The following is a 26,629-nucleotide window of genomic DNA, read 5'->3' as shown; positions in this document are numbered from 1 at the left end:
TTATAAGGGGAATTCATAAAATCTGGGGATAACAGCGATCGGAAGGTTGTTCTGTCATCGGAGTGTCCAGTGTAAATATTCTTTAGTTCAATTTATATATTGAACAATGATGAGAGCGAGGTGGGCGATATCGTTTGGTGGAAAGAGAGTGTGGTATACCAGATCTACCCGAGCAGCTTTAAAGATTCGGACGGGGATGGATATGGCGACTTGCAGGGAATCTATGAGAAGCTCGATTATTTGGAGAATTTGGGCGTAGATGTGCTCTGGCTCTGTCCCATTTACGATTCACCAGGACATGATAACGGATATGATATCCGGGATTATTACGGCATTTTACGCAAGTATGGCACGATGGAGGATTTTGATCGATTATTGGCAGAGGCACACAAGCGTGGTCTCAAGATCATGATGGACCTGGTGCTGAATCATACGTCAGATGAACATGCGTGGTTTGCTGAATCGCGTTCATCAAAGATGAATCCGAAGCGGGATTATTATATTTGGCGTTCAGGCAAAAATGGGCAGGTGCCGAATAATTGGGAGTCCTATTTTGGAGGTTCGGTGTGGAAGCATGATCCCGAGACAAATGAATATTATCTGCATCTGTATTCCGAACAGCAACCGGATCTCAACTGGAACAATGCACAGATGGCAGAAGAGATGTATGAGATGGTGCATTGGTGGCTGGAAAAAGGGGTCGACGGATTCCGTTTCGATGCAGTAGCGCATATCGCCAAGGCAGAGGGTCTGCCAAGTGCCCACAATCCGGATAATCTGCCGGTGGTTCCAGCGTATCAGCTCTTTTCCAACCTGGAACAGGTACACTCCATCCTGAAGAAACTGAATAACATGATCCTGAAACCCTACGGACCCATGACAGTTGGCGAGACTTCAGGACTTGGACCTGAGCAGGCGTTGGCTTATGTGGGGACGGATCGTGATGAGCTTAATATGGTATTCCAGTTTGAGCATATGTTTATCGATGCCAAATCCTCCGGAATTGGTAAATGGAACTATAAGGAATGGAAATTGACAGATCTCAAAGAAATCATGAGCCGGTGGCAAACGGTTTTGCATGGTAGAGGCTGGAACGCCAATTATATGGGGAACCATGATCAGCCACGTCCGGTTTCTCGTTTTGGTGATGACGGTAAATATCGGGTACGGTCTGCCCAGATGCTGGCGACATGGATGCTTACACTCGAAGGGACCCCCTACATCTATCAAGGAGAAGAGATCGGCATGACCAATGTCGCTTTCCCGAATATCGAACAATACCGGGACATCGAGACCAAAAATTATTTCAATCATTACATTGGTCAAGGTAAGTCGAAGCATGAAGTCATGCAGGCGATCTGGCTGAAGAGTCGCGATAATGCCCGCACGCCGATGCAATGGGATGAGACGGAACACGCAGGTTTTACCCAGGGTCAGCCGTGGATTCAGGTGAATGATAATTATCCTGAGATTAATGTGGCTGATGCCGAAAGTGATCCGCAATCCATTTTGCATTATTACCGTAAGTTAATTGCGCTTCGCAAACAACATAAAGTGCTTATCTATGGCGCGTATGAATTGCTGTTGCCGGATGATCCGGATATCTATGCCTATACACGAACGCTGGATGATGAGCAGATGTTGGTGATTCTGAATTTCCGTGGGCATGAGCCTGAGATGCACTGGCCGGAAGGTTGGACTTCCGAGCATGCCAAGCTGATCATCAGCAATGTAAGCAGACGTTATTCTACCGATGAAGGTGCGATTCAGCTTCAGCCGTATGAAGCAAGGGTGTATCGTAAGCAGCGATAACACGGAGGCTAGCGTAATTTTGCGTTGGTGAAGAGGTATGATTTATAATATATAGTGGTTTTCAAAATAAAATAATAAAACATATGTCGGGAGGAATCCAAATTGTTGAATATTACGTTCCACGGTCACTCCAGTGTACAGCTGGGCACAGAAGAAAAGTCTCTGATCATTGATCCCTTCCTGCGTGGCAACGAGCTTGCCGTCACGAAGCCTGAAGATATTAAGACAGATGTTGTGTTGCTGACACATGCACATATGGATCACATCCTCGATGCTGAACCTATTGCCAAAGCAAATAACGCCAAAGTTGTGGCTATTGTTGAATTGGCTACATATATGTCTTGGAAGGGTCTGGATACACTCGGCATGAACATGGGCGGAACGGTAGATCTTGAATTTGCTCAAGCTAAAATGATTCAGGCGTTCCACACTTCCGGGATTGTGCTCGAAGAAGAACAACGGATCATGTATGCAGGTTTGCCTGCTGGATATATCATTAACATTGGTGGTAAAACAATTTTGCATGCCGGAGACACAAGTCTCTTCGGGGATATGAAAATGATCGGTGATCGTCATGATATTGATGTAGCTTTCTTGCCGATTGGTGGACACTTCACCATGGGACCTGAGGATGCGCTGCAAGCGGCCGAATGGTTTAATGCCAAACTGACGATTCCGGTCCATTATGATACGTTCCCGGTAATTCGTCAGGATGCGGAACACTTTGTGCAGCAGCTGGCTGCAAAAGGGTTGGAAGGACGTGTGCTGGCCCCGGGAGAATCGATTACCCTGTGATGCACATTTAACCCCTGTTCAATAATAAATGGATTTATGGATAAAGACGAATATCACGTCAAGATAACTGACGCGATATTCGTCTTTTTTCGGTTCCAGGTTCAATTTTCACCGATAGAGTTGGTACAAATGACAAAAACATTGAAATTCCATTGTTGAACTCCCTTTTAGAATGATATAAAAAGTTACACGGAAACCAAACGGAAATCCGAATTGACCGCAAACAGGGGGAGCGTTCATGTCATTTATGAAATCATTATTTTTTCAAATTATTGTAGCGGTAATCATCGGGATTGGCGTAGGCATCCTGTGGCCGGATCTGGGTAGCCTGCTGCAACCGCTCGGAACAGGTTTCATCAAATTGATCAAGATGATCATCGCACCACTGATTTTCATGGTGATTGTGACAGGTATTGCCAAGATCGGTGATCTGAAGTCGGTAGGTCGCATCGGACTGAAAGCCATCGTGTGGTTCGAGATTGCAACTACAGTGGCGCTGGTACTTGGATTGGGAACAGCCAATCTGCTTCGCCCCGGTGCCGGAATGAACGTGGACCCTTCAACCATAGATGCAAGCGGCATTGAAGCAAAAACCAATGGTTCCGAGTTACCGCATACGGTAGACTTTATCATGAATGTTATTCCGACAAGTGTTGTAGATGCCTTTGCACAAAATGCGCTTCTGCAAGTACTGCTCGTGGCCTGCCTGTTCGGGGTTGCCCTGGCAGCAACGGAGAGTAAGGCAAAAGAGAATGTACTGACGCTGATTGAGAACTTGCTCGGCATTGTGTTTCGTATCATCGGTTATATCATGAAACTCGCACCAATTGGTGCATTTGGAGCCATGGCTTACACGGTAGGTGCCTATGGGGCATCCACATTGTCGTCCTTTGGTCTGCTGATTCTGGCCTGTTACGGCGCAGCACTGCTGTTTTTGGTCATGTTGGCATTGGCTGCCTGGTGGATTACCGGGCTAAATTTCCTGCAATTTGTGAAATATACCCGTTCTGAAGTGATGCTGGCGATTGGAACCGGATCATCAGAAGTGGTGATGCCACGCATGATGGACAAACTAACCAAGGCGGGTTGTGATCGTGCTGTTGTGGGTCTTGTGGTGCCAACGGGGTACTCGTTTAATCTGGATGGCGCTTCGATCTACTTATCCTTGGCCACGGTTTTTGTTGCTCAGGCCGTAGGGATTGAACTGACATTGATGCAGCAAATTACGATTTTGCTGGTGTTGATGTTAAGTTCCAAAGGCATGGCAGGAGTACCTGGCTCCGCATTCTTGGCCCTGTCCGCAACGGCAGTGGCTGTCAATGCTTTTCCGGTAGCAGCGGTTGCTCTGCTGCTTGGTGCAGATCGATTCATGGATACAATGCGTGTATTCACCAACCTGATGGGCAACTGTGTCGCAGCATTTGTGGTGGCAAAATGGGAAGGTCTGCTGGATCAAAAGCGAATGCGTGCCGTACTCTCTGGTGAGATCAGTGCTGCTGAATTGGAAAGGGAAGAGCAAGCTGCACTATCTCTATTGAAGTTGAATATGCAGGAAAAACAAGGGATAACCGTAGTTTCACCGGAGATGTCGTAAGAGGCGTTTTTGAAAAATTCAACCAAGTTCAACCAAATTAGACCGTCTGTTGCCCGCACCAATGGTGGGGAGAACAGACGGTTTCTTGTTGTCCCAATACAGATATCATTGGGTTCACGAACGCAGGTTCCAAAATAAATGTTACAGAGGAAAGATTTATGGGGAATGTGTAGAAGAGGCGGAGAATATACATATTATAGTTTCAACTTGTATATACATGTTTACTTATGTAATATAGATATGAAGTTAGCCGAGAACATCACATAAGAGCATTACAATTTATTGGAGGCGTTAACATGAGTTCTAATAACACAACTCCGTCATCTTGGTGGAAGACATCAACGGTGTATCAGGTATATCCGAAGAGTTTTAATGATACAACCGGATCGGGTACTGGAGATATTCGTGGATTAACCGAGAAGCTTGATTATTTGCAACATCTGGGTATCGATATTGTGTGGTTGCAGCCGGTATATATATCTCCGCAGCATGATAATGGGTATGACGTAGCGGACTATTATCGGATTAATCCGGATTATGGAACGATGGAGGATTTTGACGAACTGCTGAAAGGTCTGAAGGCTCGTGATATGAAACTGATGATTGATATCGTGGTGAATCACTCCTCGACCGATCATGAGTGGTTCCAGCAATCCCGTTCTTCCAAGGATAATCCGTATCGGGATTATTATATTTGGAAAGATCCTGCTCCGGATGGCGGTGTGCCAAACAACTGGCAATCCAAGTTCGGTGGGCCTGCTTGGCAGTTCGATGAACAGACGGGACAATATTTCCTGACTTTATTTGATAAAACGCAGGCAGATCTGAATTGGGAGAATGAAGAAGTACGCAAAGCTGTGCGGGATATGATCAAGTTCTGGGCCGAAAAAGGTGTGGATGGTTTCCGTATGGACGTGATCAACCTGATCTCCAAAGACCAGCGGTTCCCTGATGATGATGGTAGCGTGTCACCGGGTGATGGACGCAAATACTACACGGATGGACCGCGTGTGCATGAGTACATCACCGAGATGTACGATGAAGTATTCGGGCCTTACAACATGGTGACCGTAGGGGAAATGTCCTCCACAACACTGGAACATTGTATCCAATATTCGAACCCGGCTTCCCGGGAGTTTTCGATGACGTTTAACTTCCATCACCTGAAAGTAGATTATCCGAATGGTCAGAAGTGGGAACTGATGCCGTATGATTTCGAAGCGATGAAGCAGCTCTTTAGTGAGTGGCAGACAGGCATGCAAGCTGGTGGTGGCTGGAACGCGCTGTTCCTTAATAACCATGATCAGCCTCGGGCACTGTCCAGATTCGCCGATGATGGTGACTATCGTGCCGAGAGTGCGAAGATGCTTGCAACAACGATACACGGCATGCAAGGTACGCCTTATGTCTACCAGGGAGAAGAGATCGGCATGCCGAATCCGGTCTGGAATGACGTTAGCGAGTTCCGCGATATCGAATCAACGAATATGTACCGTTTGCTTCAGGAAGAACGAGGCAAATCCGCTGAAGAAGCTTTCAACATTGTAAAAGAGCGTTCCCGGGACAACTCTCGGACACCGATGCAGTGGAATGGAAGTAAGAACGCCGGATTTACTACCGGAACACCTTGGCTGAAGGTGGATGAGCGGTATCCTTCCATTCACGTGGAACAGCAGCTGGCTGATCCAGATTCGATCTACTACCACTACCGCAAATTGATTGCCCTACGTAAACAGGTTAACGTGCTGATCGACGGTCTGTATGAACGATTGGACGATGCACATCCGGATGTATTCGCGTACGCACGGACCAATGGAAATGAAACCCTGATTGTTGTATCCAACTTCAGTAAACGAGACGTCACGTTCTCGCTTCCGGAAGCGGTCTGGAATGATCACATTGCAGGCAAATCAGCAGAGTTACTCATAGGAAATACGGAGGCAGCCCCTGTGCTGACGCAGGAAATCTCTCTCAGTCCGTATGCATCCTATATGTGGCTTGTGCCACAACAGGACTAATCACATTTTATAAATAGGAAGTGACACTATGGCAATCGATAAAAAACAGGTTGAGGAGATCGTCCGGGCTGTCGGTGGCAAAGAGAATATTGAAGCTGCTACACACTGTGTTACACGACTCCGGTTTGCCTTGTACGATGAGAGTAAAGTGGATACTGAAAGTCTGGATCAGAATGATCTGGTCAAAGGACAGTTCTCTTCCCAAGGACAATTCCAGGTCGTTATTGGGCCTGGTCTGGTGGATAAAGTCTATGATGAGATGATTCAGATTACCGGGGGAGATCGTTCTTCCAAGGATGATGTGAAGGCGGTTGCTGGTAAAAAGCAAAATCCAATCCAGCGAGCGATTAAAACACTCTCGGATATTTTCATTCCGATCTTGCCTGCAATCATTACGGCAGGTCTTTTGCTCGGGATTAACAATATTCTGACAGGCCCAGGCATTTTCTTTGATGGAAAATCACTGGTGGATGTTTATCCAGCCTGGAAGGATCTTGCGTCCATTATTAATACAATCGCAAGTACAGCCTTCACGTTCCTGCCGGCTCTAATTGGTTGGGCAGCTGTAAAAAGGTTCGGCGGCAGTCCGCTGCTCGGGATCGTGCTGGGTCTCATTCTGGTACATCCCGATCTGCTGAGTGCATATGGTTACGCTGATGCTGTGAATAATGGCACGGTGCCAACATGGAATCTGTTCGGTTGGGAGATTGAGAAGATCGGTTATCAAGGGCAGGTTCTGCCAGTACTGGTATCGGCCTATCTGCTTGCGAAGATGGAAATTTTCCTGAATAAAAGGGTACATGATTCGATCAAACTGCTGGTCGTTGCACCAGTTACGTTGCTGATTACCGGATTCCTGGCATTTACGATTATTGGACCGGTTACATTTGCTATTGCAAATGCAATTACATCCGGCTTGATCTATGTATACGATTCATACGCGGCGCTGGGTGGTCTGATCTACGGTGGTCTGTACGCTTTGCTCGTTATCACCGGTATGCATCACACGTTCCTCGCGGTGGATGTTCAGCTCATTGGTAGTCAGGGCGGTACGTTCCTGTGGCCAATGCTGGCATTGTCCAATATCGCACAAGGCTCGGCGGCACTTGCAATGATGCTTGTCCTGCGTGAGAAGAAAATGAGAGGACTTGCGGCAACGTCCTCGGTATCGGCCTTCCTCGGGGTAACTGAGCCGGCGATCTTCGGAGTGAATATCCGTTACCGTTATCCGTTTATCTTTGGTATGGTCGGTTCCGCAATTGGTGGTGTGCTGCTGACGATGAATAATGTTCAGGCAACCTCCATCGGTGTAGGTGGTGTACCTGGATTCCTGTCGATTTTCCCTGACAAATGGGGTGTCTTCTTCATCGGCATGGCGATTGTCCTGGTTGTACCATTTGTACTGACCGTCCTTTTTGGCAGAGCCAAACTGAGAAAAGAAGATCGTAATGAAAGTAATGAAACCGTTGCTGAGCCTAAAGCGGCTACATCGCAGTCTGCTTCGAGTGTTACCTCTTCAACTGCAAAAACAGATCCAAACCAGCGCACACGTAGTGCAGCTCAAGTAGGAGACGAAGCCGTGAATACACTGGAAATCATGGCGCCTTTAACAGGCCAGGCCGTGTCACTGGAGCAAGTACCAGATCCGGCTTTTGCTGAGAAACAGATGGGTGAGGGTGTAGCAATTGAACCTTCCGGCAACGTTGTTGTTGCCCCGTTTGATGCTCAGGTAGCTCATGTGATCAAAAGTAAACATGCGGTGATTCTTGAACACGCGAGTGGATTACAAGTTCTGATCCATGTCGGGATTAATACAGTATCCCTCAAGGGTGAAGGCTTCAACATGCATGTCGAAGCTGGCGAACATGTAAAAGCTGGACAAAAGCTGTTGGAGTTTGATCGTAAGGTGATTGAAGATGCGGGATACCCACTGATTACACCGATTATCATTCCAGATGGTCAGGATATGGTTGAACGGGTGGAAGTCACGACAGGTGATGTTACATCTAATCAAAATGGTGTGTTGAAGGTTCATCTGAAAGGTTAATTGAATACAACAACAAGAAGGGGCTGCATGATGCGCAGCTCCTTTTTGCTGTATGGTCGTTATTTTCATGACGATCATGGTAAACTGTATATAAAATGGAAGAATCACATTTTTAAAATAATGGTGGTTGGAAAGGTTCTTCTGACAAAGCAAGCTTCAGGCATGTTCGAGTCGTGGCGTTCATATGGTGGAGAAAGAGTTCCTAGATCGATGAGGAGGAGAGCCATGACACGTATTGCGGTGATGGTCATTCATGGGCTGGGTATGCGGAAGGATGGGTACGCGGACAAGCTGATTGCTTGTTTGCATAAGGAATTGGACAAGGTGATGGTCTTGCCTGGAGCCTCTAAACAGATGCTCGATATCGAACCTGTATATTGGGCGGATGTATTTGAGGAGCGGGAAGAGGCGCTCTTTCAACAGCTCGTCAGCTCTCCGGGATTGAACTTTCAGGCGTTGCGCCGATTTGTCATCCACTACCTGGCTGATGCGGTTGCTTATCAACCGGTGGAAAATCAAGGCCATAACTACGATGCCGTACATCGAACGTTGAATCAGGCGATGCATACCCTTGCACAGCGCAATGGACCGGAAGCTCCGCTCTGTGTGGTTGCCCATAGTTTGGGTGCCGTAATCGCCAGTAACTTCTTCTACGATCTGCAATATCCCTCCAGTCGTGTGCCTGAGGTTGTGGATGTGAACTCGGCTCTGGAGCGAGGGGATACGCTGACCCATTTTTACTCGTTTGGTACAACCTTGCCCTTATGGAGCTTGCGTTACCATGACTTTAGTTGCCCAATTCAGGTGCCTTCTTCCCATGTGAATCAGTATTATGCAGGGCTGGAAGGGGAGTGGGTGAACTTCTACGATCGGGATGATATTCTGGGTTATCCATTACGCCCCATTGATCCCGCTTATGAGAAAGCGGTCAAAGAAGACATTGAAGTGAACTCTGGCGGCGTGGCTATGAGTTGGAATCCGCTAAGTCATGGGGGGTATTTTTCCAATCGAAGTATGAATCGGAGAATTGCTCAGGGGCTGGCTCGAACCTGGACCTGGGTAAATCGCTCATAATTAAGAGGTAGTTCAAAAAGTCCGCTTTTGATTACGAAGGATGCCTAATGGCATCATCAGCATCGAATATGGAATTCAGCCGAAATGTCCGTTGCTCACGTAGCTCTATCTACGCTCCGCTACTCCATTTCTAGCTTCATCCCATCTTCTTGGTACTGAAAACCGGTCTTTTTGAACATGTATTGTATGTACTATAGTTATTGAAATGAGGAGGGAATATGTATGGAATGCAGGACAGGCTGTGCCGCATGTTGTATCGCGATTTCCATATCATCACCGATACCGGGCATGGCTCATGGCAAGCCGGCAGGTGTACGTTGTGTGCAGCTTACCGATGATAATCGCTGCGGAATTTTTGGCCAAAAAGATCGTCCTGCGGTATGCAGTGGATTGCAAGCTGAGGAAGAGATGTGTGGTAGCACCGATCAGGAAGCCTTTGATATTCTAACCTGGTTGGAGCAAGAAACTGCACCAAAGGTAATATGAGTAGGTTGTTTTAATGAATTGGGATAATTATACTTAATAGGGAAGAAGGTTGATCAGAGAGAGGAGACGCGAATACAATGGGGCTTGTTAAACGTTTTGTATTGGTTGTTGTGAATATGATCGGAGAGTTATGGATGGGGTTTTACCGACGTAACTCGGATTATTATGACCATCAGACTTCGGAGTCCAAAAGTAAGATTGGCTATTATGCATTTATTATTGGGGCAACAGTGGTTACGGTGGGCATTGTAGGCTGGATGTACAACCGAATTTATTCATAAGTAGTCATTATGCTTAAAATTGAATGAAGCCAAATGCTGAAGTTAAGTCTGTACAAAAAAAGAGAGTATCCGCAGGATGTGGCATCAAATGGATACTCTCTTTGGCATGGGATCAGACAAAATATGATCATTGAAGTGAGGGCTCTGCTTTCTTTTCTTTTAACATATGTACAAGAATCATCTTCAGTACGGAAGAGACGATGAAAAAGATAAACAGGATGCGGAACAATTGATACCCGGATACAACCGAAAGATCGGCATTCACTTCATGTGCCATGATACTCATCTGATCCATCCCGCCAGGGGCCATGCTGAGTAGTGAGGTAGCCGCCGAGAGGGAGAATACATTCATTAACAGATAACTCAATCCAAGCGCACCAGCAATGAGAAGTACACTGCTAATCACGGCTAGGGTCACCGTCTGTGTCTTACGTTGCAACTGTTCCGGCTTGAGCATCAGTCCAACGTGACTGCCAATCATCAATTGCGATACGTTTAAGAGAGAGGTTGGCAGACTGGGCGTATGCATCGTTGTGCTTAATTGAACGACACACATGACAATCATGGGACCCAGCATAAAGGCCGTCGGAAATCGGAGTTTGCGTGCAACCCATGCACCAGCTACACAGAGCGGAGCATAGACAAGAATGTCGGGGAAAAGGGAACCCCACGTCGCTACGTCAATGAACGGATGATCCAAACCGCCACCTGCGATACCTCCAATCCACGGACTGAACAGCAGGAACGGAACACAGAAGACAATCATGATCAGCCGAGTCACCTGCAAAAAGGTAACCAGCGTCAGATTGATGGATTTCATCTCTTCTGCAAGGGACACCATCTGGGACAGTCCTCCTGGAATGCTGCCAACCAGCAGGGAGGGGAAGTCAAAGTCGGTTATCTTTGAAGCGATGTAGGCCGTAATTACACACAATCCGATTAACAGCAAGGTCATCAGAAGCATCATGGGAAGTTGTTGCAAAATGCCGTGCAGGGCCTCTTTAGTTAAGGTGAGTCCAATCGAATAACCAACAATCAGAATGCCATAGTCCCGGATGGAGGCAGGCCACATGAGGGGCCATTTGGCGACTTGGGAGCCAAGTAGCATAAATACCATTGGCCCGAGCAACCACGGGATTGGTGTATGAATGGCTGTGAACAGCAATCCGCCAAGAACAGAGACACCCAGACTAAGAAAAAACCGAAAGACAACGTGGGAACCAAGCTTGCGCATCAGTTCCATCCGTTTAGCCTACCGGTTGAATGAGGTGGTATGAGATTCGGGTATGCACTCAGGTTTAATGAAGGATTCATGTTCATGTGTGATCACTCCTGATGATTAGATACGTTGCGTTATCTGCGGAACAACCAGACTGCTACTGTTCAACTCATTAAGATCCTGCTAGAGCCGTAGCGGAAGGTTTGGGTTCTCTGAACATTACAAAGTACATCAGTGATGAAATAACGTATAGACAGCCTGTGATGCTGAATGTGATCGCATAACCCCAATACGTTCCGTACGTGGTGACCAGATAGGATTGAACGGGTCCCATGGTCGCCCATCCAATCATGAACGAGGTCTGCATCAGTGAATTGGCAATGCCGCGGCGTTTGTCCGAGATCCGATCCACCAGTATGGCTGAATGAATGGGATTGGCTGCGTTCATCAATGCTTGTCTGAATAAGAAACTGAGCGAAGCGATGAACAACAGATTGGTGAAGCCTGTTAATAGAAGGAAGGGTAGCGACATGACCTGGAAAATGACAACGGCTCTTACGCTTCCGACCTTTGCCGCCAAGGTAGGACCAATCAGCATGGATACAATCGTCATAATCTGACCAAGTGCAATTAGTAAGCTCATGCCGCTCAGAGAAACCGAGAATCGATTGGTGAAATACAGATTCAAATACGGTACAACCAGTCCGGAACCTAATCCAATTAACAACTGAGTCACTATAAACTGACCAATCAGTCGGGAATCTTTTTTCTTCGTGATCGAATCGTCCGTGCTTGGGGTATTTGTTGAACTTTCTTTTAGATCCGTATTGGGTTGAAGAACGGGTTGCACCGGAATCGAGGTCTGCGGAGCAGTCTTGCCTTCGGTTACAAATAACAGTGGAATAAACGCAACCAGTGTTGCTGCACCACCGACAAATAAAACCGTCTGCAATCCGGTCACTTTGGCGAGTCCTGCCGTATGTAACAAATCTGCGAATACACCGCCACCCAGGCTACCAAGCACCTGGGAAGCGAGCACAAGAGATGAATAATAACTGAACATCTTCAGCCGCTGGCTTTTCTTGACGTTTTCCGCCAGATAAGGAATGGCCAGTACTTGGAATACTCCAGCGAAAAGGCCAGAGAATACCGCGAACCAGATCAGTCCTGTAGCCGAATAATCGAAGGAGCGTCCGATCAGAAAGATTCCGCTGAATAACGCCCCGGTAATGAGTAATCGCTTGCGGCTGAACAGATCACCGCATAGACCGATAGGAACAAACATAATGGCTGTTGCGAGTGATTGAATGCTTACTATCTGGCCGTTCATTGTATCATTATAGCCCAGACCCTGAATGTACAGATTGTACAAGACAGAGAACATGCCATTTCCGATCTGATACAGAATGCTAGCCAGGAAAAACAGTTGAATATTGCGGGACCAGCCGCGAATTTCATCATTAATATGTTGTAAAACTCTCAAGTGGTTCCCCCCAGTCTGCCTGTGCAGTGATTCCAGTTTAACAGGAAAGGGGAATTTGCGGAAGAATTGACCACTGTTTATTTTGGTTCAGGGGCATCAATCACACGAGCAATGACGAATCCATCGTAACCTTTGCTACCGACCGTTTGCAGTGCTGTAGCTTCAAGTCGAGGGTGATCCGCGATCAACTGCAGGAATGATCGAACGCCCTGAACTCTGGGATCTGTGCTGTCTGTGCGGATCACTTCACCGTCCCTGACGATATTATCACCAATAATAAGACTCCCCGGCCGAGTCAGTCGCAGGGCCCATCTCAGATAATCGGGATTACTCGGTTTGTCAGCATCGATGAAGATCATATCAAACGGTTCCCTGTATTCTTCCTGAACATCGGGAAGGGTAGTTAGGGCAGGACCAACTCTCAGGTCAACCTTGTGCATCAGTCCTGCTCGTGTGAGATTGGCTCGAGCCAAGTCTGCATGATGTGCTTCCGATTCCAGTGAGACGATGCGTCCGTGTTCAGGCAGCGCTCTTGCCATCCAGATGGTACTGTATCCACCCAATGTGCCTATTTCAAGTACACGGGATGCGCCTTGGATTTGCAGCAGGAGCTGAAGTAACTTTCCTTGATTGGGGGTTACGTCATGAGCAGGGAGTCCAGCTTCAGTATTGCTTTGCAGTGTATGTTCCAGCAGGGAATCTGATGGAATCAGCAGATCGTTCATGTAGTCGTCGACTTGAGTCCAGGTATGCTGTAGGTTGGTCGTATTTATATTTTTCATGTTCACATGTTCCTTCCTTGTTTCTTGTATTGGATTTCATATTTCAACTATAAATGGAGTAGATATATAAATAAAATATATATTATGTATGATAATATAACTTTAGATTATGTATTTGACGTGGAAGAGGTGTAAACATGAATCTGCATGGATTACGATTATTTCATGCCATCGTGAGATATGGCGGGGTCACTCGTGCCGCAGAGGAACTAAATATTAGTCAGCCTGCGGTATCTTCTCAGGTGAAGAAGTTTGAACGTGAATTGGGAATCCAGCTTTTTGTTTCGGAGGGAAGAAGACTGGTGCTTACGGATGCGGGGATACAGTTAACAGGTTATGCGGAACGTCTGTTCATGCTGGAGCAGGATGTCGAGAATTTTGTGCAGGATTTTCGGGAGGGCAAGAAAGGACTGATCCGTCTTACGGCAACCTACTTGCCTTCGAATTTTCTGTTGCCGGGCTGGATTGCGCGGTTTAAGCAAATGCACGAGGATGTGGAGATTGTTGTGAGCACAACCAACACCCGGATGGCTTTTGACCAATTACTTCGTTATGAGGCAGAGATTGCAGTGTATGGTGGAAGTGGCATTACACATGCAGGTGTCCAATGGGATGAATTGTTTGACGATGAGATGTGGTTTGTTGTGCACCCTGACCATCCGTATGCGGGAAAAGAAATCGAGCTGCATGAGATGATGGCAGAACCGTTCATCATGCGCGAAGAAGGCAGTGCTACACGTGAGCGACTTGTCTCCCTTTGCACAACAAATAACCTGGCCGCTCCCCGCATTGCGCTTCAGTTCAACGGGCTGAACGAAACGATTAGTGCGGTGAAGGCAGGTTATGGGGCCAACTTTATATCTTCTTTGGTTGTGAACGAAGATGTGCAGCAAGGCAGGCTGGCACGTGTGTTTGTTCGAGGTGTACAGCTGAGAAATACGGTTGCCGTATGTACACGAGCCGGGGAGGTATTATCACCTGCTGCACAGCATCTGGTCAAGCTTATCCGCCAAGAAGCTGCTTTGATGAAATAAATAGCGTGATTGTACTTAAAACAACTTAAAGTACGTGTTCAAAAAGACCAGTTTTCAGTATCCTAAAGCGGACTTTTGAACAGCCACTTGAACATGGACAGGGTACTTCTTCTATTATTAACTTTTATTAACTTTCGCTTTGTTGTGAAGTTCCCCATGCATGTAATCGGGCGTATAGGGTTACGCCGCCAATGATCAGGATAGGAATCCAGACTGCAATCATGGGCACACGGTGGAATAACAATGCGGCTGCAATGACGCCGATCAAATAGATGACAACAGCACCTGCACGAAGGTAGGAGTCTGTGGACAAGGCTTTGGTTAACGATCGGATATTGGCATGTCGCAGCTTTTTGAGGATGTTTACGGTATCCTCGACCACAGCGGCCAAATTATTGGTGAGCACGGTTGTTGAGATGCCAGCAATGCCAATGCGGCGTGCCGCAGTTGTTTGCATCCCCATTGCAACGGCTAGGATGACAATTAACAGATAGGACAGTTGTTCTGAAAATGGACTAATCATGGCGATCGCGAACAGCAGGAGCAATATGCTTTCAACAGTAAATACAGCTGTGACCTTAGAAGACCAGCCATTTTTGGTCTGCACAGGTTCAACCATATGTGCTGCAATGGCATTGCCGGCAATAAAACCGATGAGAGCAAGCAATGACCGCAGCACGACAAATTCCTGAGCACGGGCAATGGCAATACCCAACAAAACAATATTTCCCGTCATATTGGCTGTGAGCACATGCCCCAGTCCCAGATATCCGATCAGGTCCACCATTCCGGCAGACATGCAGAGTAGCAACATGGCGTATTTTTGGAGGGTGCTTTGATTCATCCTATCCGTCCTTTCAAAAAAACGTAGCTCCTCCAGTATACAGCCATAACCCATGCATCTTCAAAATGAAATTCATCGCGCAAGATTTAAGGTGCAGCGAGCCAATCAAACATATTGTTCACTGCTGACTGATGTATTTTCTCGTGAAAATGATGATCCTGCCCGCCATAAGCGTGAAATGTGACCTCTGCACCTTGCCGCTTAAGCCAGTGATACATTCGGGTTCCGTGACTATAATTCACTTGTGTATCTGATGTACCATGCATGATCAGCACGGGACAAGATAGTTTGTTCGCTTTCGACAAGGGAGAACGGGCGAGATAAGCTTCTGGAACCGTGCGTGGGGAACCACCCAGGACCCGTTTCAATGTGCGCCTCAGGTCGGTTCGCTCTTGGTAAGTGCGTTCCACATCGGCGACACCGCTCCAAAGAACTAACTTATGTACTCTGTCCGGTCCTTCATTATAGGTCGTTGCGGTATGTACAGCATTAATGGCCCCACGGGAGAACCCCATTAACGATATCCGAGTCGGATCGACAAAGGGTAAACGCTGTATCAACCGGTAAGCGGCATGCACATCTTCGGCATCTTTCCCGCCATACTCGTCACGGCCCTCACCTCCTTCGTTGCCACGATAGGATGGGGCGAACACGATATAACCTTTATGTACAAATTGCTCAAGCCAAACGGTATTTACCCCGCCATAGCTGCCAAGTCCGCCGCGGCAATAGATCAGAACCGGCCACTGTTCCGGTAAGTTATCCGTATCATGTATTGTTGCAGCAGGGTAATGGCTGGCGAGCGGTTGCAGATGAAGATGTAGAGGCTTATGTATGGAAGCGAATTCCGGAAAGGCAGAGGAGACAGAGCCGGGATGAGAAGTTTCATATGTCGTGATATCAGGTAATGAACAACCTTGTGGCAGGTATAAATAAGCTTTAACCCGAAGTGTATCGGATGAATACGTCACTTGATAGAGCAGGAAAATCCACCTCTTTTATTAATAATTGCGGGCCAAATGAAAGGGATGCTTCTATAGGATGCGCGTAAAATAAGTTCCCATACCTTCCAGGCTGAATCGCCAGCCCAAATGTGAGAAATTCGTTTATTGGCTCCATATGATTTATAATGGTTCAGGAGACATGTGGATTGACCGCTTGTTCTCATATTCATAAAACTAATTTTAGTGTGCAGAAAGAAAGGGAGAAAGCCATGATGAACGCTCCACATCCAATTGATCAATTCAAGAAATTCAAATATGAAATTACCAGATTTATGATGATCTATAAATTTGCTCTGGATCAAATGGAGACCAAGATTGAAGTCCTGAAGGAAGAATTCCAGTCTTTGCATGATTACAGTCCAATTGAGCATACAAAGTCCAGACTGAAATCTCCTGAGAGCATTATGAACAAGATGTTCCGCAAAAATCATGAGTTAACGTTTGAGAGCATTAAGCAAAATATCAAGGATATCGCCGGGGTACGGATTACATGTTCCTTTATCTCGGATATCTATCGCATTAAGGATATGCTGTGCAACCAGAGTGATCTGCGTGTACTGGAGGTCAAAGACTACATCGAGAATCCAAAGCCAAACGGCTACCAAAGCCTTCACCTTCTGGTGGAAGTGCCTGTGTACATGTCCAATGGTGAGGAACGAGCATGTGTGGAGATCCAGATCCGTACAATCGCGATGGATTTCTGGGCGAGTCTGGAGCATAAGATTTTTTATAAATACAATAAGGATGTTCCCGAGCATTTGACGAGAGAGTTAAAGAGTGCGGCAGATTCGGCAAATGCGCTGGATCAACAGATGGAGCGACTTCACCGGGAAATTCAGGAGATTAAGGACGCCGACAATGAGCGGGATGAAGAAGAATTGCGCCGTATTATTATTAACAATCAACAGTTCACATTGCCATCCAACTTGCTCAAGCTGCTGGGTAGCGGGGAGTAGTATTTGATGAAAAGTACAACAGTTTCATTGAACACAAACTCCACATCTCGTGTACGGATGGCTTTAATTCTGGGGACACTGTCGGCCTTCGGGCCGTTGTCCCTGGATATGTATTTACCCGCATTGCCCACGCTGGCTGATAAGTTTGGTTCATCTACTTCGTATGCTCAACTCAGTCTGACGGCGTGTATGATTGGACTTGCGGTTGGACAGTTGCTTGCCGGACCTCTAAGTGATGTACGTGGTCGGCGAACACCGCTCATTGCAGGGCTTGTGCTCTATACGATTGCCTCCATACTTTGCCTGGTCAGCCCGACGATGGGCTCTTTTGTTGTGCTACGGTTCATTCAAGGTGTAGCTGGAGCGGCAGGGATTGTCATCTCGCGCGCAATCGTAAGAGACGTATATTCGGGCCCGGAACTGACACGGTTCTTCTCTCTGTTAATGCTGATAAACGGCGTAGCCCCGATTGCTGCACCAATCATTGGTGGACAATTGTTGACGTATACATCGTGGCGCGGCGTATTTATTTTGCTCAGCCTTATCGGTATACTGACGCTGTTGGCTGTCATTTTCGGTCTTGGAGAGACATTACCTTCCAATCGCAGATCAAGCGGAGGATTGAAGCAGACATTACTTACGTTTCGCCAAATCGCGGGGGATCGTCAGTTTATGGGTTATGCGTTAACCCAAGGATTTGTAGCTGCTGGCATGTTTGCGTACATATCAGGTTCACCGTTTGTGCTTCAGAAAATATACGGGGTATCCCCGCAAATGTTCAGTGTATGCTTCGCCATTAACGGGTTAGGCATTATTCTGGCCAGTCAGATTGCCGGTAGACTTGCAGGAAAGGTATCAGAGAATCGCCTGTTAATCGCGGGGCTGCTAACCGCGGCGCTCGGAGGAACTTCATTGCTCATCGCCATTCTGGCTGGAGGTAATCTAATCTCTGTACTGATTCCGCTATTTTTGGTGGTATCCAGTGTTGGGTTGGTCAATACCGCGTCCTTCGCTTTGGCGATGGCCAATCAGGAGAAATCGGCAGGCAGTGCGTCTGCGCTAATTGGTGTGATGACGTTCCTGTTCGGAGGTATTGTCGCTCCCCTCGTAGGTCTCGGGGGAGAAGGAACAGCCGTGCCAATGGGAATCGTTATTGCGTGTGCTGATCTCGGTGCCTTGGTGATTTACTTCCTAATGGTCAGTAGAGGCGGGAAGCGCCAGAACGATCAAGTGTTGAGTTAAAGGTACTGATTCTGTACACCTTGCGTTTATGGAGTCTTAGTAATGTAAAGGTACATCTGGATAAAAGGACGAAAAAGAGCCTCACTTGGAAGGAATTATGCTTCCAAGTGGGGCTCTTGCTGTAGGTAAGGAGAGGTTTAGCAGAGCGCAAACAAAATCTGTGTATTGGACAGTATACCTGGCGTGAGGAATGGATAGAAGTACCCCACCACAAAACCAAACAGATTAATTGCAGGCCACATCAGGTAGACATCATTGTATGTGAAGACAAGGGACCACCGGTTATAGCAAAAGTTGGGCAGCGCACGTTCTTCGTTATCTCGTGGTGCCGCTGCACCAGTCTGTGCAAATTGCACAGCTTGAGTGAGACTTTGCGGCTGTTGCTGGAGGAAAAGCGGAAGCAGACCCGGGCTGCTTTTGATCAGGTTATACAGAAAAAGCATTTCTGCCGGAGGCTGACCTACCGGACGAGGATAGGCACTAAGTAGGGTGGGCAGGTTGCCTTGAGTCAGTTGCGCAGGTACGCCCGGTGCTGTACCCGGAATTGTACCTGGAATGCCTCCAGGGATATATGGACCGGGTCCTCCGCTTGGAATGTAGGGAGGATAGGCGCCTTGACCGCCAGGGATACCAGGAAACGTCGGACCACCCGGTGTGCCGCCACCGCCACCTCCTGGGAACAGTGGAGGCAATTGAAAGGAACGGTCTTCTCCATAACTTAGATAAGGGTTATATTCGTAATACATGTACAGAACATCCTTCCTGTCGTCGTATTCTGCATTCAGCATATGGCGGCATCCGCCTATAGGTGAATGCCGTCAAGAAGATTTTAAATGATCTATATAGTTGAACTAATCATTTACACCAAACGGAGAAGATAGAAAAAACCTGAAAAAGCGAAGCGCTCGCATTTATCACCGGATTTTCCCTTAGAGAAAGAGGAATTGAAAAAATCTGGGGATAACAGCGATTGGAAGGTTGTTCTATCATCGTAGTGTCAGTGTAAATAAATTTTAGTTCAACTGTATAGCGCAGAATATAATCGAATTGACAACTGAACTGATAACAATTATCATTGTCAATGGAATCGGAAAAATGTACATGCGGATATTATATGTATCAATAATAGTTTCAATATTTTTGAACATTGAAATCTGTCACAATAGCGCCGAATAAGGTTTCTATAATGAATTGAAAGGGGATATATCAAGTGTTTAAGAGAAATAAAAAGATGATCATGCTTCTAATGACGGTGATGGTTTTGTCCATCTGGTTGGCCGCGTGTGGAGCGAAGCCTGCAGAGAATGGAGCAGCAGGAGAGAACGATACAAAAACGGAGACTGAGACACAAACAGAAGCCGCTACAGAGCGCACATTAACAGATGCAATGGGACACGAAGTAACCATCCCGGCTAACCCTGAACGTGTCATCGCGTCTTATCTGGAAGACCATCTCGTTACACTCGGTGTTAAGCCAGCGGCACAGTGGTCCATCAACAACGGCAATGGTTTGCAGGATTATCTGCAAAATGATCTGAATGGCATACCTGGTATTGCAAGTGATCTACCTTTTGAAGCCATGGCCAGTTTCTCACCAGACCTGATTATTATGGGTTCTGAAAGTACAGTGGAAGGGGAGAAATACGAACAGTACAACAAAATTGCCCCTACTTATGTACTCGGAGATGAGGTCAACAAGGACTCGCGTCAGGCTCTGCTCAAGATCGGCGAGCTTTTGAACAAATCGGATGTAGCGCAGAAGGCGCTTGATGATTATGATGCCAAGGCAAAGGAAATCAAAGAAAAAGTAACTGCTGTTACTGGAGGAACAAAATCCGCTGCAGCGTTGTGGTTATTCAATAACAAGTTTTATGTTGTAAGCAACAATGTTTCCAGTGGTGAAGTGATGTACAACGAACTTGGACTTGCAGAGCCTAATGTTGTGAAGGAAGCATCCGCGAAAGCAACGGGTAACTGGTCTGAGATTTCACTGGAGAAGATCGCGGAAATGGACACAGACTATCTATTCCTGGTGAACAGTGACAAGGGAGCAGGCTCAGAAGCGCTGAAAGATGCCGTATGGCAGAGCATTCCTGCTGTAAAGACAGGTAATGTCTTTGAATTCACCCGGTCCAGTAGCTGGTTGTACAGCGGAGTTCAAGCGAATCTTCAAATTATGGAAGACATTCAGAACAGCATCGTTAAATAAGAAATAGCCAATACGAAATGGCATGTTCAAACTCCTTGGTGCAGTGGGCACCAGGGAGTTTTTTTGTTAATTTAGCATTTTACGATATATAATAAAGAAGTAGAAACATTGTCGTATCATGAAGTAGAGTTGTCATTTGCTTCACGAGCATGGAAGGGGATATTTACATATGTATACATTGGATCCACGTGAAATAACGGGGAGAGACAACTATAAACTGATGAGTGGTTCGGTGGTGCCACGTCCAATTGCTTTTGTGACGACACTTTCAGATAAGAATGGTGTAATTAATGCAGCGCCTTTTAGTTTCTTTAATGTGGTTAGTTCGGACCCACCGCTGTTATCCATATCTATTGCACGTAAAGACGGTATCATGAAAGATACTGCACGTAATGTGCTTACTCATCAAGAACTGGTCGTGCATATCTGTGATGAAGCAATCATAACAGAAGTGAATGAGACAGCAGCCATACTGGAACCCCACGAAAGTGAGCTTGAGCGGACAAAACTGACTACAGTGCCAAGTACCAAGGTTGCTGTGCCAGGAATTCAGGAAGCACTCATTCGGATGGAGTGTGAGCTGTATCAACACATTCCGATCACGAATGATGAGGGCAAACCAGTGAGTGACCTGCTGCTGGTACGCATTGTACAGTATCATTTCAGTGAACAAGTCTACAATCCGGACAAGGGCTATATCCTGATGGACCATTTGAAACCAGTAAGTCGACTGGCAGGTAATGATTATGCCAAGCTTGGGGAGAGATTCACGATAATTCGGCCTGAATAGTTCTGACAGATCGAATATGTAATATAGGAACGGGTTTAATCCGGTATCAAAGGCGGACAGCACGTGCGAAACTCGCATAAGTTGTCCGCCTTTGCTTGTTAATATGAACATAAACAGGACAGGTAGTGAATAGACTTGTACTATATCCTGCACACATGTCATATGAACCTATTTTATATATAGGTTGTTTAAAAAGCCTACTTTTGAACACGTACTATAAGGGGGTTAAGCCGATGAACCAGCTTGAGGCAACTACTGGGGCAAGTATTATGGGAATAGGAACGGCGTGGCCTGCCCACCGTATTGAGCAAAAGGATGTGTCTGCCCGTCTCGCGCAAGCGCTGGAACATGAGCCGGATGCGAGAAGGTGGGCCAAACGAATCTTTAATCAGTGCGGTGTGGAGACTCGGTATACGTGTGAACCGAATCTGCTTGAGCCTGTTGATTCTTGCCGATATTTACCCTTTACCAATGCGGACGAGGTTCCGACTACATCCGAGCGTATGGGCAAATACAAAGCTGTTGCTGTTCCACTTGGTCTCGAGGCGGCCGGACAGGCCATTCAGGATGCAGACGTAACCTCCTCGGAAATTACACATCTCATTACGGTGAGTTGCACGGGGCAATTCCTGCCCGGACTTGATGTTCGGCTGATCCAACAGCTTGAACTGTCACCGCAGATCAACCGGATTCCACTGGTGTTTCAAGGATGTGCAGCCGGTCTGAAGGCGATCCAACTGGCGAATTCCATTGTAACGACAGATCAGAAGGCTACGGTTCTCATCGTGTGTGTGGAACTATGTACACTTCACTTTCAGCCATCTGCCAAACGGGACGACCTGTATGCCGCATCATTCTTCGGAGACGGCGCCTCTGCCTGTGTTATTGGCGCGTCCGGTACAGACCGCAATGAATGTTTTCGACTAGGCCGAGGGCACTCAACGCTGCTCCCGGATTGTGCAGAAGAAATGATCTGGGAAGTCGGCAATACAGGCTTTGATCTCTACCTGTCACCACAGATTCCGAAGCTGCTTGGTTTGCATCTCGGTCCAGAGATAGAACGGTTGCTGGAGGGGAGCGGTTTACCGGAAATATGGGCGATCCATCCGGGAGGCAGAGGCATCGTGGATGCCGTTCAGAAGCTGTATCAGTTGACAGATGAGCAGGTCTCCTACAGCCGAAACATCCTGCGGGATTATGGTAACCTGTCGTCCGTGACGATTCTTTTTGTTCTTCAAGCCATCCGCGAGGATTACAGACAGAAGGAAGAGCATTCCAGTGGGATAGCGCTGGCCTTTGGCCCGGGACTGACAGCAGAGTTACTTCCTTTTACATACATCCCTGCCGCCATAGCGAACAGAACGCCTGTGAATCATGGCATCCAATAGTTCGCGAACCCGAGTGAAGGAGATATACACCGCAAGTGTATGAATGTGCTTATGATCTTACCCTTACCGATGAATGTAATCGAATGACTAATCTGATCGCAGAGGAGCTTAGGTATGGGTTATCGCAGACTTGCTGCCTTCATCAGCCGATATCCGCGGTTCATTATTCTCTGCTGGGTATTTATCATCGGGATGTCAGCGGTCTGGGCATGGAAGTTACCTAACATTGTTCAGGATCACGGATTAAAACGGGTTCACGGGGATGCGCAAGCAGTTGAAGCTGTTCTGGAGGACGAATTTGGATCTCCTGCTGATCCGGTTATTCTGGTGTTTGAGAAAAAGGAAAATACCTCGCCGTTACAGTTCCGGCAGTGGATCAAGGATCGTTTGACACAGGTTCAAGTGTTGCCTGCGGTAACCTCTATCACATCCCCTCTGGATGTTAGCGAAAGAGTGACGCTGCAAGACCAAAGGGCATATGCCCTTGTGAAAATGGATGTGCCCGCGCATCAGATGGGTCCCCTACTGGAGCAGTTGCGCGCCGTGCTGGCAACAGACGGTCCAGGTACGGTGCAATTGACGGGGAAGGCAGTCGTGCAGCAGGATGTCAATCATCTGAGCTTTCGTGATCTGGAACGGGCAGAGATGGTGGGCCTACCGATTGCCCTGATCGTTTTGTGTTTTGCATTCAGGGGGCTATATGCCGCGTTGATTGCTGTCATGATGGGGATCAGTGCTGTGATTACTGCGATGGGAGTCACGTCACTCCTTGGTTATAATCTGGAATTGTCCAACTTTATCATTAATGTGATTCCCATGGTGGGCATGGCACTGAGTATAGACTTTGCCCTGATCATCCTGAGCAGGTACAGGGAAGAAGTTCAGCGGGCCTATGAAGATGAAGGCGAAGTTAACTTTACAGGAAGCAGTCTGGATATGCAGAGCGAGGTTCTTCGGAGCGAGATTCTTCAGCGAACATTACGTACAGCAGGCAGAGCGGTGTTGTTCTCGGCAGCTTGCGTGCTCCTTGGGCTACTGGGTCTGCTCTGGATCAGACTGCCGATGTTTCTGAGTGTCTCCTTGGGGGCCATTATTGTTCTGCTCCTATCGCTACTGTTAAATGTTACGCTGCTGCCAGCTCTGCTGTCACTGTCTGCGGGTCGGGTCTTCAGGCGAAAGTTAGTCCATTCGTTACCCAGAAGCTCGGTCTGGCATAGATGGTCTGCAATGGTCATGAAACGCCCAGTCAGTATGGCCATTGGAGGTACGGTTGTGCTGCTCCTGTGTGTTTATCCAGTGACACGGCTGGAACTGTCCGTCCCGGATGCCTCTTCACTGCCAGAGAGAATGGAGTCCCGCCAGGCAGCAGAGCAGTTGCAACATGATTTGGGGCGAAAGAATACCTCCGCCATCGAGATCGTGATTGGCGGACAGCAGGAACTGTTGACTGCCTCTCACTGGCATTTGGCCCACAACAAAGCCCGTCAATTACTGCAGGACTCGGGCGTATTGAGCATTGTTTCACCATGGGGCCTATTACAGCCGAATCAAAATGGCTCGCAGAGCCTTTTTCAAATTCCACCGTCCTTATTGACTCCTTCCATAGAAGGCAAGGAGTCAATAAGGACGGCATGGCTACGTTCAACGGTCTCTGATCATTCCATACGCTTAATAGCCAACGTGTACGGGGAGCCCGGGTCGGAGCAGGTCGCAGACTGGCTGGAACGAATGAGGAATAGCGATCATACACCAGGTTCCAACAACGTAAAACTACGTTATGGTGGGGAAGCTGCCAAGCAGTATGAAATAATGCAGGAAGTCACAAGTCAACTGCCCAAAGTGCTGGTATTTGTAGTGGTCACCAATTATCTTGTGTTACTGGCGGCATTCCGATCGATGCTCATTCCAATTAAGGCAATTCTGATGAATCTGCTCAGCTTAGCCGCTTCATTTGGCATATTGGTGTGGGTGTTCAATGAAGGACATCTAGGTATGGAGCCGTCAGCCATTGCCATTATGATTCCTGTATTCATTGCAGGATTGGTGTTTGGCATATCCATGGATTATGGTGTGTTTATGCTGAGCCGTATTCAGGAAGTGTATAGACGAACCGGAGACAGTGATGTGGCTGTCCAACAGGGATTGGCTTCTACAGGTCGTCTGGTCACCTCCGCAGCGGCCATTCTGCTTGCGGTGACTGTGCCGTTTGCTTTTGCTGAAGTCGCAGGTGTGAGGCAGTTAGGGATCGGAATCACGGCAGCGGTGTTGATTGACGTTACATTAATCCGTCTAATACTGGTACCTGCATTGATGAAATTAATGGGCAGGTGGAACTGGTGGCTGCCAGGTCAGATGAAATGAAGGGTATTTCCGTAACCTGTCTTCAGGTTGGAGATATCCTTTTTTTGGCTAGAAAGCGTGTGTTTTATTCAAAACAGGCAAACATGTTCAATTCATGGGTGACATGGATGTTCTATAATGGATGGGATTAATTCCATATAACAGTCTTTTATCTACGTTATCCTACTAAAAACAGGAGGGACACAGGCCCATGTCTGATATTGAAGCCTATCTACAACAACAAACGAATCTTCGTGGTCGTTCCGCGTATCATGCAGATCAACCCCTGGAGTTATGGCGCAGTCAGTTACGTACACGTGTGAAAGAACGGCTGGGAGGTTTTCCCACGATGGCGGCCGCACTGAATCCTGTCTTACTGGAGCGCATTACATGTGACGGATATATTCGGGATCGGATTGAAATCACGACCTATGCAGGACTTCGCATGCCAGTGTATTTATTAATTCCGGGTGATGGAAGCATTACCGAAAACAAGAGACCTGCTATCGTTGCTTGTCATGGGCATGGCTACGGTAGCCGAGAGATATCGGGTATGGAACCGGATGGGTCACTACGGACAGGCGAGCCCGGATTACACAAGGACTTTGCAGTAGCTCTTGTGAAGCGTGGTTATGTGGTTGCGGCTCCAGAGTTGCTCGGATTTGGTGATCGAAGACTGGAAGAGGACCGCGATGCGCCACCAGGGGTAAGCTCCTGTACGAAGATTGCTGCGCATCTGCTCATGGTGGGGAAGACCCTCGCCGGTCATAGGGTGTATGAAACAACACGTGTATTGGATTATGTATCGACTCGGCCAGAAGTGGATTTGGAGCGAATTGGAAGCATGGGTATCTCGGGCGGTGGGCTGGTGACCGCATTTACAGCCGCGTTGGATGAACGGTTCAGTGCAACTGTGGTAAGCGGTTATGCAAATACATTCCAGGGTAGCATATTGGATCGGAACCATTGTCTCGACAACTATGTGCCAGGTATCCTGCGTGAAGCGGAGTTGCCGGATCTCATCGGCCTGATTGTGCCTAGGCCACTTTTTATTGAAGCTGGAAGTGATGATCAGGTGTTCCCAATCCATGCAGCGAGAGAGGCGTATGCCCGTTTGACACACATATATGAGCAGGCGGGAGCAGCAGAATCACTGGATGCGGATTTCTTTACCGGTGGACATGAGATTAGCGGAGCGAAGGCTTATGACTGGCTTGATCAAGTTCTGTGA

22 protein-coding genes are annotated in these 26,629 nt (G+C 47.4%); 16 read left to right on the top strand and 6 right to left on the bottom strand.

Features of this window, described 5'->3' with window-relative positions; translation table 11 throughout:
• Positions 1–99 precede the first annotated feature (99 nt).
• The 8 genes from MHI01_RS05800 (at position 100) to MHI01_RS05765 (ending at position 10,107) form a co-directional block, all read left to right on the top strand.
• A complete protein-coding gene (locus MHI01_RS05800) occupies positions 100–1,812 on the top strand; it encodes a glycoside hydrolase family 13 protein (protein WP_445744896.1) in 1,713 nt (570 codons plus the stop codon).
• A 102-nt stretch (positions 1,813–1,914) separates the two neighbouring features.
• On the top strand, positions 1,915–2,607 hold the full coding sequence (locus tag MHI01_RS05795) for a metal-dependent hydrolase (RefSeq protein WP_338708621.1): 693 nt from the start codon (positions 1,915–1,917) through the stop codon (positions 2,605–2,607).
• 238 nt (positions 2,608–2,845) lie between these two features.
• Complete coding sequence (dctA, locus tag MHI01_RS05790) at positions 2,846–4,201, top strand: C4-dicarboxylate transporter DctA (RefSeq protein ID WP_340982741.1); 1,356 nt, start codon at positions 2,846–2,848, stop codon at positions 4,199–4,201.
• Between the two features lie 296 nt (positions 4,202–4,497).
• Positions 4,498–6,219 carry an alpha,alpha-phosphotrehalase gene (gene treC / locus MHI01_RS05785; protein ID WP_340982740.1) on the top strand — a complete coding sequence of 574 codons (1,722 nt, stop codon included), beginning with the start codon at positions 4,498–4,500 and terminating at the stop codon, positions 6,217–6,219.
• Positions 6,220–6,247: 28 nt separating this feature from the next.
• Positions 6,248–8,266 carry a PTS system trehalose-specific EIIBC component gene (gene treP, locus MHI01_RS05780; protein ID WP_340982738.1) on the top strand — a complete coding sequence of 673 codons (2,019 nt, stop codon included), beginning with the start codon at positions 6,248–6,250 and terminating at the stop codon, positions 8,264–8,266.
• A gap of 225 nt (positions 8,267–8,491) precedes the next feature.
• On the top strand, positions 8,492–9,340 hold the full coding sequence (locus MHI01_RS05775; RefSeq protein WP_340982737.1) for a chemotaxis protein: 849 nt from the start codon (positions 8,492–8,494) through the stop codon (positions 9,338–9,340).
• A gap of 222 nt (positions 9,341–9,562) precedes the next feature.
• Positions 9,563–9,826 carry a YkgJ family cysteine cluster protein gene (locus MHI01_RS05770; protein ID WP_017688873.1) on the top strand — a complete coding sequence of 88 codons (264 nt, stop codon included), beginning with the start codon at positions 9,563–9,565 and terminating at the stop codon, positions 9,824–9,826.
• A gap of 77 nt (positions 9,827–9,903) precedes the next feature.
• Positions 9,904–10,107: a hypothetical protein gene (locus MHI01_RS05765; protein ID WP_017688872.1), complete on the top strand. Its 204-nt coding sequence runs from the start codon at positions 9,904–9,906 to the stop codon at positions 10,105–10,107.
• A 127-nt stretch (positions 10,108–10,234) separates the two neighbouring features.
• Here the strand turns inward: MHI01_RS05765 and MHI01_RS05760 are convergent, their stop codons facing one another.
• The 3 genes from MHI01_RS05760 to MHI01_RS05750 form a co-directional block, all read right to left on the bottom strand.
• Positions 10,235–11,350, bottom strand: a complete 1,116-nt coding sequence (locus MHI01_RS05760) for an AbrB family transcriptional regulator (RefSeq protein ID WP_255319953.1) — start codon at positions 11,348–11,350, stop codon at positions 10,235–10,237.
• 148 nt (positions 11,351–11,498) lie between these two features.
• Positions 11,499–12,809, bottom strand: a complete 1,311-nt coding sequence (locus MHI01_RS05755) for an MFS transporter (protein WP_340982736.1) — start codon at positions 12,807–12,809, stop codon at positions 11,499–11,501.
• Positions 12,810–12,886: 77 nt separating this feature from the next.
• Positions 12,887–13,591 (bottom strand): O-methyltransferase, encoded by a 705-nt coding sequence (locus MHI01_RS05750; RefSeq protein WP_127551599.1) that lies wholly within the window; start codon positions 13,589–13,591, stop codon positions 12,887–12,889.
• Between the two features lie 137 nt (positions 13,592–13,728).
• Here MHI01_RS05750 and MHI01_RS05745 point away from each other — a divergent pair, with 137 nt between their 5' ends.
• Positions 13,729–14,625: a LysR family transcriptional regulator gene (locus tag MHI01_RS05745; RefSeq protein WP_036608744.1), complete on the top strand. Its 897-nt coding sequence runs from the start codon at positions 13,729–13,731 to the stop codon at positions 14,623–14,625.
• 127 nt (positions 14,626–14,752) lie between these two features.
• On the opposite strand, the gene MHI01_RS05740 is transcribed toward MHI01_RS05745, so the two are convergent.
• Positions 14,753–15,469 carry a YoaK family protein gene (locus tag MHI01_RS05740; RefSeq protein WP_340982735.1) on the bottom strand — a complete coding sequence of 239 codons (717 nt, stop codon included), beginning with the start codon at positions 15,467–15,469 and terminating at the stop codon, positions 14,753–14,755.
• Between the two features lie 86 nt (positions 15,470–15,555).
• On the bottom strand, positions 15,556–16,440 hold the full coding sequence (locus MHI01_RS05735) for an alpha/beta hydrolase family protein (RefSeq protein ID WP_340982734.1): 885 nt from the start codon (positions 16,438–16,440) through the stop codon (positions 15,556–15,558).
• Between the two features lie 245 nt (positions 16,441–16,685).
• Here MHI01_RS05735 and MHI01_RS05730 point away from each other — a divergent pair, with 245 nt between their 5' ends.
• Together MHI01_RS05730 and MHI01_RS05725 are read left to right on the top strand one after the other, a co-directional pair.
• Entirely contained in the window at positions 16,686–17,429 is a 744-nt protein-coding gene (locus MHI01_RS05730; RefSeq protein WP_036608962.1) for a GTP pyrophosphokinase, read from the top strand.
• Positions 17,430–17,435: 6 nt separating this feature from the next.
• Complete coding sequence (locus MHI01_RS05725; protein ID WP_340982733.1) at positions 17,436–18,671, top strand: multidrug effflux MFS transporter; 1,236 nt, start codon at positions 17,436–17,438, stop codon at positions 18,669–18,671.
• A gap of 137 nt (positions 18,672–18,808) precedes the next feature.
• Here MHI01_RS05725 and MHI01_RS05720 read toward each other — a convergent pair whose 3' ends face one another.
• A complete protein-coding gene (locus tag MHI01_RS05720) occupies positions 18,809–19,459 on the bottom strand; it encodes a hypothetical protein (protein WP_180361767.1) in 651 nt (216 codons plus the stop codon).
• A 422-nt stretch (positions 19,460–19,881) separates the two neighbouring features.
• On the opposite strand from MHI01_RS05720, the gene MHI01_RS05715 reads away from it, so the two are divergent.
• The 5 genes from MHI01_RS05715 (at position 19,882) to MHI01_RS05695 (ending at position 26,629) form a co-directional block, all read left to right on the top strand.
• Positions 19,882–20,880, top strand: a complete 999-nt coding sequence (locus MHI01_RS05715; protein WP_282321681.1) for an ABC transporter substrate-binding protein — start codon at positions 19,882–19,884, stop codon at positions 20,878–20,880.
• A 169-nt stretch (positions 20,881–21,049) separates the two neighbouring features.
• On the top strand, positions 21,050–21,670 hold the full coding sequence (locus tag MHI01_RS05710; RefSeq protein ID WP_282321680.1) for a flavin reductase family protein: 621 nt from the start codon (positions 21,050–21,052) through the stop codon (positions 21,668–21,670).
• A 233-nt stretch (positions 21,671–21,903) separates the two neighbouring features.
• Positions 21,904–23,058, top strand: a complete 1,155-nt coding sequence (locus MHI01_RS05705; RefSeq protein ID WP_282321679.1) for a type III polyketide synthase — start codon at positions 21,904–21,906, stop codon at positions 23,056–23,058.
• Positions 23,059–23,172: 114 nt separating this feature from the next.
• Positions 23,173–25,419 (top strand): MMPL family transporter, encoded by a 2,247-nt coding sequence (locus MHI01_RS05700; protein WP_076327837.1) that lies wholly within the window; start codon positions 23,173–23,175, stop codon positions 25,417–25,419.
• Between the two features lie 190 nt (positions 25,420–25,609).
• Positions 25,610–26,629, top strand: a complete 1,020-nt coding sequence (locus MHI01_RS05695) for a dienelactone hydrolase family protein (protein ID WP_076327838.1) — start codon at positions 25,610–25,612, stop codon at positions 26,627–26,629.

The sequence above is a fragment of the Paenibacillus sp. FSL M7-0656 genome, assembly GCF_038003225.1.
In the GTDB taxonomy this organism is placed as follows: domain Bacteria; phylum Bacillota; class Bacilli; order Paenibacillales; family Paenibacillaceae; genus Paenibacillus; species Paenibacillus amylolyticus.
The sequence above is the reverse complement of the archived record's forward strand: the minus strand, read 5'-3'. Positions and strand labels throughout refer to the sequence as shown.